Origin of the sequence: Kitasatospora sp. NPDC059146 (genome assembly GCF_042786665.1) — a bacterium.
Lineage (GTDB): Bacteria > Actinomycetota > Actinomycetes > Streptomycetales > Streptomycetaceae > Kitasatospora.
Map to the genome: position 1 here is coordinate 26,050 of NZ_JBHZCY010000098.1, position 8,769 is coordinate 34,818.

Genomic DNA, 8,769 nt, shown 5'->3' on the forward strand with positions numbered 1-8,769 from the left:
CGGGTGGGCCGGCCGGGGCCCCCGCGCCCGGCGCCTGACAGGGCATCAGTATTGACGGTCCGTCATTCCTGACGAGAAGTCAGAGCGGCAGCAGGTCGGGCCGCTTGGCCTCCACGTGGTCGCCCGAGGACTCCCCGCGCAGGCGCCGGCCGACCCAGGGGATCAGGAACTCCCGCGCCCACTGGAGGTTCTCCCGCCGCTGGTCGGCCGGGGTGAGCGCGCGGGCGGTCGGCCACGGGGCCTCCGGGTCGTCCTGGGTGCGCAGGCCGAGCGAGCGGGCGGCCAGCAGGGCGACCCGCTGGTGGCCCTCGGGGGAGAGGTGCAGCCGGTCCTCGCTCCAGGCCCGGCGGTCCTGCACCGCGCGCAGCGACCACAGGTCGGCGACCTTGCAGTCGTAGCGGTCGGCGACGGCCCGCATGTGGCCGTTGTAGGTGGCGATCTTGCCGCGCAGGTGCTTGATCAGCGGCACCTCGCGGGTGTCGAAGCCGGTGCAGATCAGCACCGTCCCGGCGTTCTCGGCGAGTTGGGCGACGGCGGCCTCGAAGCGGACGGCCACCTCGTCCGGGTCGCTGCCGGGCCGGAGGATGTCGTTGCCGCCGGCGCAGAAGGTGACCAGGTCGGGCTGGAGCCGGCGGACCTGCGGCACCTGCTCGGCCACGATCTGGTCCAACAGCCGCCCCCGCACCGCCAGGTTGGCGTAGCGGAACCCGCCCGGCGGCCGCCCGTCGGAAAGCAGCCCGGCCAGGCGGTCGGCCCAGCCGGCGAACGCGCCGTCGGCACCGGGGTCGTTCAGGCCCTCGGTGAAGCTGTCCCCGAGGGCGGCGTACGAACTGAGGTCAAGGGTCTCCTGGAGGTTCGGCATGAAAGAGATAGTTCACCCATTCAAGTGACCTACGCCACCGTAGGTGAGCCTGGCGGAACGTGAGATGGGCCACGTACGCTCTACGGCCCCGCCCGGGCGGCAGAGCGGCCGCTCCGGCAAAGCACAAGGTCCGCTCCCCCTTCCGCTTTCCGGCGCGCCCGGACGATGCTCGAAGGACGGCGCGCCGCTCCGGCCGCCGTACCTTCCCTGGGGGAGCACCGGCCATGAACAGCTCCGAGCACTGGACCGTCGACGACCGCTGCACCAACTGCGACGTCGCCCGGCAGCTCGCGCCCGACCTGATCCGGGAGCGCGACCGCAAGTCCGAACTGGTCCGCCAGCCGCGCGACGAGGCCGAGCGCCGCCAACTGCTCGCCGCCGCCCACGCCTGCCCGACCCGTTCCATCCGCCCCGGCGACGGCCCGCTCGACCGGGCCACCGACCCCTTCCCGCTGGCCCTCGACGAGGCCGGCGAGGTGCTGCTGCTGGGCCACAACTCCCGGCGGACCGCGGGGGCCACCGCCTACCTCTGCCGCCGCCCCCACGGCTGGGCGATGATCGACACGCCCCGCTGGAGCGAGGCCCTCGCGGCCCGCTACGAGGCGCTCGGCCCGGTCACCGACGTCCTGCTCACCCACCGCGACCACGCGGCGCACGGCCGCGCCTACGCCGACCGGCTGGGCGCCCGGCTCTGGATCCACGAGGGCGACCTCGCCGCCGCCCCGGACGCCGACCGGGTGCTGCGCGGCACCGCCCCGGTGGAGGTCTCGCCCGGCCTGGTCGCCCACCCCTTCCCCGGCCACACCCGCGGCAGCGTGCTGTACGTCGCCGACGAGCGGTACTGCTTCACCGGCGACAGCCTGTACTGGTCCCGCACCAACCGGGACATCGAGGTGCAGGAGGCGGTGACCTGGTACTCGATCGAGGAGCAGGCGGCCTCGCTGGAGCGCAGCCTGGACGCGCTGCGCTTCGAGTGGCTGCTGCCCGGCCACGGCGACAAGCACCGGATGCCCGCCGAGGAAGCGGACCGCCGGCTGCGCGCCCTCGCCGTCCGGGCCCGCGCACTGCGGACCGAGCCGGTGGACTTCGCCGCGGTGCGCTGGTGACCGGTGCGGCCCGCCGGTGAACCGATCCGGCCCGGCCCGCCGCTGAGCCGACTCCGGGCCGTCGGCGACCGGTGCGGCCCGCCGGTCCGTGCGCCGGGGCTCGCGCCGGGTGCGCGGGGGGTTGCGCCCGCCGGGGGCGCCCGCGCGGGTGTGCGAGCGGGGATCGCGGGGCAGCCGCCTGAGCAGCGACCCGCAGCTCCGCACCCGAACTCCCCGCGATCCTAGGACGGTTGAGCAATGCCCACGCACACCCCGGCACGTACGGCGCGGCCCCGGCGCTACCTGATGTGCCGGCCGACGTACTTCACGGTGGACTACGCGATCAACCCGTGGATGGACCCGGCGCAGCCCACCGACACCGCGCTCGCCGTCCGCCAGTGGGAGCGCCTGCACCGCACCTTCCGCCGCCTCGGCCACACCGTCGAGCTGATCGACCCGGTGCCCGGCCTGCCCGACATGGTCTACGCCGCCAACGGGGCGACCGTCCTGGACGGCCGGGCCCTGGTGGCGACCTTCCGCCACCAGGAGCGGGCCGCCGAGTCCGAGGCCTACCAGTCCTGGTTCCGGTTGCACGGCTACCGCGCGGTGCGCCGCGCCGGGTACGTCAACGAGGGCGAGGGAGACCACCTGGTGGTCGGGCGCCGGGTGCTCGCCGGTACCGGCTTCCGCACCTCGCGGGCCGCCCACGCCGAGGCGGAGGAACTGTTCGGCGTCCCCGTGGTCAGCCTGACCCTGGTCGACCCGCGCTTCTACCACCTGGACACCGCACTGGCCGTGCTCTCCGACGACCACGTCATGTACTACCCGGAGGCCTTCGACGCCCACAGCCGCTCCGTGCTGCGCACCCTCTACCCGGACGCGATCCTCGCCGACCGGGCCGACGCCGAGGTGTTCGGACTGAACGCGGTCTCGGACGGCCGCCGGGTGCTGCTCCCGGACACGGCCAAGAACCTGGCCGGCCGGCTCGCCGAGGAGGGCTACGAGCCGATCCCGGTGGACGTCTCCGAGCTGCTCAAGGGCGGCGGCGGGGCGAAGTGCTGCACCCTGGAGCTCAGGCTCTGACCGCACCCGGACGCCGGAAGCGGCGGAGGCCCGCCCATGGCCGTACCGAGCGGGCCGCCGAACCGTGGGACGTCAGGCGCCCAGCCAGAGGTCCGGCCCGAACACCTCGTAGTGGATGTCCGCCGCCGGGACGCCCGCCGCGAGCAGTTGGCCGCGTACGGCGCGCAGGAAGGGCAGCGGTCCGCACAGGTAGGCGGTGGTGCCGGCCGGGACCTCGACGGTCGACAGGTCGACCAGGCCGGTGCGCTCGGCCGGCCAGTCGCCGAGCGGCTGCTCGTAGAAGACGTGGGCGTCGGCGTCGGCGAGCCGGGCGGTCAGCTGCTCCAGGTCGGCGCGGAAGGCGTGGCTGAGCTGGTCGCGGTCGCCGTGCACCGAGACGATCCGCCGGGTGGAGCCAGTGGCGGCGAGGTGGTCGAGCATCGCCGTCATCGGGGTGTTGCCGATGCCGGCGGAGGCGAGCAGCACCGGGCCGTCGCCGTCGGCGAGGCTGATGTCGCCGAGCGGGGGCGCCAGTTCGACGGTGTCGCCGGCGTGCAGGTGGTCGTGCAGGTGTCCGGAGACCTCGCCGCCGGGCTCGCGCTTGACGCTGAACCGCAGGGCGCCGTCGGCTCCGCCGGACAGGCTGTACTGGCGGATCTGGTGGGCGCCGTCGGCGAGGCGGGTGCGCACCGAGACGTACTGGCCGGGGCGGGAGGCGGGGGCGGGGCGGCCGTCGGCCGGGCGGACCAGGTAGCTGGTGACGGTCGAGGTCTCCTGATGGCGGGCGATCACCGTGTACGGGCGCCACAGGTCGGCCGGGTCGCCGCCGGCCGCGGCCTCGGCGCGCAGCCGGTCCTCGATCGCGATCAGCGCGTTGGCCATCAGCCAGTACACCTCGTCCCAGGCGGCGGCGACCTCCGGGGTGACGGCCTCGCCGAGCACCTCGACGATCGCCGCGAACAGGTGCTCGCGGACGATCTTGTACTGGGCGCTCTCGATGCCGACCGAGACGTGCTTGTGGGCGATCCGGGCGAGCATCGCGTCCGGCCGCTGGTCGGGGTGGGCGATCAGCGCGGAGGCGAAGGCGGCTATCGAGCCGGCCAGCGCCTCGCGCTGGGTGCCGTTGGCCTGGTTGCCCCGGTTGAAGAGGTCGCGCAGCAACTCGGGGTGGGCGGCGAACAGCCGGTCGTAGAAGCGCGGGGTGATGTCACCGATCGCGCCGCCCACGACGGGCAGGGTGGCCTCGACGACCTCGGCGGACTTCGCGGACAGCATCGGAGGAGCTCCTGACGGTAGCTGAGAACTGGTATCTGAGACTCTTATTTAATGCCGTGGGCGCCGGCCGACCCCTCGGGGGCGGGGTCAGTCGGCGGGTCGGGCGGTGAGGCCGAGCAGGACCGGTCCGGTGGGGGAGGCCACCAGCTGGTCGATGCTGAGCGGGTCGAGCGCGGCGAAGAACGCCTCCTGGGCGGTGCGCAGCGCCCCGCGCAGCCGGCAGGCGGCCCGCAGCGGGCACGGCGGGTCGTCCTCGCAGCCGACCACGTCGCCGACGCCCTCCAGTTCGCGCAGCAGCAGGCCGAGCGAGCCGGTCCGCCCGGCGAAGGTGATCATCAGCCCGCCGCCGCGTCCGCGCCGGGCCTCCACCACCCCGAGGTGCTGCAGCCTGCTGACCACCTTGGCCGCGTGGGTGTACGGCACGCCGACCGACTCGGCCACCTCGCGGGTGGTCGGGTTCTCGCCCTCGCCGATCACGGCGAGCCGCATGGCGATGCGGAGGGCGATGTCGGTGCTCTTGGTCAGCCTCACGTTCGAAACGCTATCGAATACGACTCCAGAACTCCAATTTCCCGCACGAGGCGATCCGGCGGTGACCCCGACCGCGACCCCGACTGCGATCCCGGCGGTGATCCCGACCGCGATCCCGACTGCGATCCGAGCGCATCCCGGTCGAATCTGAACAGTTGGCGACATTACCGATCAACTCCTGACGTGCCGTCACCACCCGATCTACGCTTCGCAGCGGCTCCGGAGCCACATCCCTTCGGCATCACCCTTCACCACCTCCCCCTGGTTCGACCTCCCCTGGAGAATCCGTGAGATCACCGCGCGCACCCCGGCGCACCTGGACGGCCGTGGCGGCGATATCCGCAGCCACGGCCGCGCTGCTCTCCCAGCCCGCCACCGCCGAGGCCGCCGCGCCCCCGCCGACCGTGGCGGCCCACGTGCCGGTGGCGCCCTACCCGGCCGGTGTGGCGCTCACTCCGGACGGCGCCCGGGCCTACGTGACCAGCCAGAGCACCGGCACGGTCAGCGTGCTCGACACCGCGAGCCGGACGGTGACCGGCAGCTTCACCGCCGGCACCGGCTCGTACGCGGTCGCCGTCTCGCCCGACGGCAAGCACGCCTACCTGACCCACCACCTGGACAACGCGGTCAGCGTCGTGGACACCGCGAGCGGCACCGTCACCGCGACCGTCCCGGTCGGCGTCCAGCCCTGGGGCCTGGCGCTCTCGCCGGACGGCACCCGCGCCTACGTCAGCAACGCCGGGGCCGGCACCGTCAGCGTGCTGGACACCGCGAGCAACACCGTCACCGCCACCGTCCCGGTCGGGGCCGAGCCGCACGGGCTTGCCGTCTCGCCCGACGGCAAGCGGCTGTACGTCGCCGCCTCCGGCGCCAAGGCGGTGAACGTGGTCGACACCGCGAGCAACGCGGTGAGCGCCACCGTCGCGGTCGGCCACAGCGCCTTCGGCCTGGCGCTCAGCCCCGACGGCAGCCGGCTGTGGGCCGCCGACGGGGACGACACCACGGCCGCCGTGCTCGACACCGGCGCCAACACCCTGGTCGGCACCGTCACGGTCGGCAACGGCCCCTACGCGGTGGCCCTCGCTCCGGACGGCTCCACCGCCTACGTCTCCAACTACGCCGACAACACGCTGAGCGTCATCGACGCGGCCAGCCGGACCGTCACCGCGACCGTCCCGGTGGGTGCCAGTCCGTACACCCTGGCGCTGAGCGCCGACGGGCGGCGCGGCTACCTCGCCGACTTCACCGGCGACGCCGTCGACGTGCTGAACTTCCCGCTGCCGGTGCCCGTGGTGACCGGGATCAGCCCGAACGGCGGCTCCGGGGTCGGCGGCACCACGGTGACCATCGCCGGCACCGACCTCAACGGCGCCACCGCCGTCACCTTCGGCGCGGCCGGCCCGGCCACCTCGTTCAGCTGCACGAAGACCAGCTGCACCGCGACCGCCCCCGCCACCACCGTGACCGGCCCGGTCGACGTCCAGGTCACCACGCCCGGCGGCACCAGCGCCGCCGTCGCCGCCGACCGCTTCGGCTACACCGCGCCCAGCGCCCACCTGGCCGTCGCGCTCACCGCGACCCCGGTCACCGACCTGCTCTCCGGCCGGGTCGACTACACCGTCACCCTCACCAACCAGGGCCCGGACCCGATCACGGCGGCCACCGTCGCCGCGGCCCTGCCCACCGGGCTGACCAGCACCTCGGCCGACTGCACGGTCGCGGCGGGCAAGCTCACCTGCACGCTGGCCGCCCCGCTCGCCAAGGGCGCCAGTACCACCCGGCACTTCTCCGTCCGGGTCGGCGCGCTGAGCCTGGTCACCTCCTGGGACGTCACCGTGGCCCGCACCGCCGGCGCCCCCGCCGACCCCTCGCCCGCCACCAGCAAGGCGACCCGCAGCTGCACCTCCGTCCTCGGCCTGCTGATCACCTGCCGCTGATCACCTGTTGCTGGGCGCCCCCTCGGAGGCCCCGTCCGGACCGCCGGGCGGGGCCTCTCCGTGCCCGCTCCCGCCCTTCCTCCTGGACTACGTGTCCGGATCGGACGTACAGTCCAGCCATGCCTGCCGAAACCCCCGACCCACGCGTGCGGACCTGGTCGCCGGTCTGCCGCGCGGTCGCCCAGCTGCTGGGGCCGTACGCCGAGGTGGTCCTGCACGACACCGCCACCGACCGGGTGCTGGCCATCTGGAACCCGCTGACCCCGCGCGCGCCCGGCGACCCGTCCCTGCTCGGCGAGCTGGACGAACTGGACCCCTCGGCCCCGGACGTCTACGGGCCGTACGAGAAGCTGCTGCCGGACGGCCGGCGGCTGTCCTCGGTCAGCGCGGTGCTGCGGGACGACGCCGGCCGGCCCTCGGCGGTGCTCTGCGTCAACCTGGACCGCGGCCCACTGGACCAGGCCGCCGCCCTGCTGGCCAACTTCGCCGCCCCCACCGCCCCCCGCCCCGAGCCGCTGTTCGAACGCGACTGGACGGAGCGGATCAACGACGTGGTCGGTGGCCACGTCCGCGCCCAGGGCCGCCCGCTGGAGCGCTTCACCCGCGAGGACCGGCTCGCCGTGCTGCGCGAACTGGACGCGGCCGGGGTGTTCGCCGTCCGCCGCGCCGTCCCCGCCGTGGCCGTGGCACTGCGGATCTCCCGCTCCACCGCCTACGCCCTGCTCGCCGAGCTCAAGCACCCCGCCGTGCCCAGGAAGAACTGAGGAGCACCCGATGACCCAGCTGCCCGACTTCCGGCTCGAAACCTACTTCACCCGTTGGGAGTTCACCGCCCGACACCACCTCACCGCCTCCGACGCCCAGACCATGACGATGGCCGAACTCCTCGCCCTGGCCGGCCCGGAGGACCGCGAGGCCTGGGACACCCTGGCGCTCGGCTACACCGAGACCTTCGGCGACCCGGGCCTGCGGCGGGCGATCGCCGGGATGTACGAGCGGGTCGACGCGGACGACGTGATCTGCTTCGGCGGCGCCCAGGAGGGGATCAACCTCGCCATGCAGGTGCTGCTGGAGCCGGGCGACCACGCGGTGGTGGTGACCCCCAACTACCAGTCGGCGGAGACCGTTCCGCTCTCGCTCTGCGAGGTCACCGGCGTCGCCCTGGACGAGCGGCAGGACTGGGCGCTCGACCTGGACGCGGTCGAGGCGGCGCTGCGGCCGAACACCAAGGTGCTCTCGGTCAACTTCCCCAACAACCCGACCGGCACCCTGATCGACGCCGCCGACCTCGCCCGGCTCGCCGGACTCTGCGAGGAGCGCGGCATCCGGCTGTTCTCCGACGAGGTCTACCGCGGCCTGGAACGCGACCCGGCCCGCATCCTGCCGCAGGCCGCCGACCTCTCGGCCACCGCGCTCTCGCTCAACGTGACCTCCAAGTCGCTCGGCCTGCCCGGCCTGCGGATCGGTTGGATCGCCTGCCGGGACCGCGAGCTGCGCACCCGGCTGGAGCGGGCCAAGCACTACACCACCATCTGCAACTCCGCCCCGAGCGAGGTGCTGGCCCGGATCGCGATCACCGCCCGGGAGGGGATCCTCGCCCGCAACCGGGCGGTCATCGCGGCGAACCTGCCGCACTTCGACGCCTTCTTCGCCGAGTTCCCCGAACTCTTCGACTGGCGCGCCCCGGACGGCGGCTGCGTGGCCTACCCGCGCTACCTCGGACCGGACGGCGTGGAGGACTTCTGCACCGCGCTGGTCGAGCAGGCCGGCGTGCTGCTGATGCCCGCGAGCATGTTCCGCTCCGAGCTCACCCCCACCCCGGCCGACCGCTTCCGGATCGGCGTCGGCCGCCGTGACCCGGGCCCGGCGCTGGAGGCCTTCGCCGACTGGCTGCGCAAGCGCTGAGCCGTCCTGCCCCGCCGGCGACGGCCCGGGCGGGAGGCGGGCGGGCGGGAGGCATCCGGACGGGGGCGGCCGGGTGGACACGGCGCGGGGCCGGGACACCGAATCGGTGTCC

The 8,769-nt window shown here is 74.3% G+C and carries 8 protein-coding genes; 5 read left to right on the forward strand and 3 right to left on the reverse strand.

The genetic code is table 11. The features are described 5' to 3' along the window. Positions 1 to 79: 79 nt before the first annotated feature. Entirely contained in the window at positions 80 to 862 is a 783-nt protein-coding gene (locus ACFXPX_RS31685; protein WP_375886702.1) for an SGNH/GDSL hydrolase family protein, read from the reverse strand. 224 nt (positions 863 to 1,086) lie between these two features. Here ACFXPX_RS31685 and ACFXPX_RS31690 point away from each other — a divergent pair, with 224 nt between their 5' ends. Both ACFXPX_RS31690 and ddaH read left to right on the forward strand, forming a co-directional pair. Further along, positions 1,087 to 1,968 carry an MBL fold metallo-hydrolase gene (locus ACFXPX_RS31690; RefSeq protein ID WP_380532592.1) on the forward strand — a complete coding sequence of 294 codons (882 nt, stop codon included), beginning with the start codon at positions 1,087 to 1,089 and terminating at the stop codon, positions 1,966 to 1,968. 237 nt (positions 1,969 to 2,205) lie between these two features. After that, a complete protein-coding gene (gene ddaH / locus ACFXPX_RS31695) occupies positions 2,206 to 3,030 on the forward strand; it encodes a dimethylargininase (RefSeq protein ID WP_375886707.1) in 825 nt (274 codons plus the stop codon). A 72-nt stretch (positions 3,031 to 3,102) separates the two neighbouring features. On the opposite strand, the gene ACFXPX_RS31700 is transcribed toward ddaH, so the two are convergent. Both ACFXPX_RS31700 and ACFXPX_RS31705 read right to left on the reverse strand, forming a co-directional pair. After that, positions 3,103 to 4,284 carry a globin domain-containing protein gene (locus ACFXPX_RS31700; protein WP_380644223.1) on the reverse strand — a complete coding sequence of 394 codons (1,182 nt, stop codon included), beginning with the start codon at positions 4,282 to 4,284 and terminating at the stop codon, positions 3,103 to 3,105. 87 nt (positions 4,285 to 4,371) lie between these two features. Then, complete coding sequence (locus tag ACFXPX_RS31705; protein WP_375886713.1) at positions 4,372 to 4,815, reverse strand: RrF2 family transcriptional regulator; 444 nt, start codon at positions 4,813 to 4,815, stop codon at positions 4,372 to 4,374. A 287-nt stretch (positions 4,816 to 5,102) separates the two neighbouring features. Between ACFXPX_RS31705 and ACFXPX_RS31710 the strand changes: the two genes are divergently transcribed. From ACFXPX_RS31710 to ACFXPX_RS31720, 3 genes are all read left to right on the forward strand, one after another. Continuing rightward, entirely contained in the window at positions 5,103 to 6,752 is a 1,650-nt protein-coding gene (locus ACFXPX_RS31710; protein WP_380644224.1) for a beta-propeller fold lactonase family protein, read from the forward strand. A gap of 119 nt (positions 6,753 to 6,871) precedes the next feature. Then, positions 6,872 to 7,516 (forward strand): transcriptional regulator, encoded by a 645-nt coding sequence (locus ACFXPX_RS31715; RefSeq protein WP_375886716.1) that lies wholly within the window; start codon positions 6,872 to 6,874, stop codon positions 7,514 to 7,516. A gap of 10 nt (positions 7,517 to 7,526) precedes the next feature. Next, positions 7,527 to 8,657 carry an aminotransferase class I/II-fold pyridoxal phosphate-dependent enzyme gene (locus ACFXPX_RS31720; RefSeq protein ID WP_380591136.1) on the forward strand — a complete coding sequence of 377 codons (1,131 nt, stop codon included), beginning with the start codon at positions 7,527 to 7,529 and terminating at the stop codon, positions 8,655 to 8,657. Positions 8,658 to 8,769: the final 112 nt, after the last annotated feature.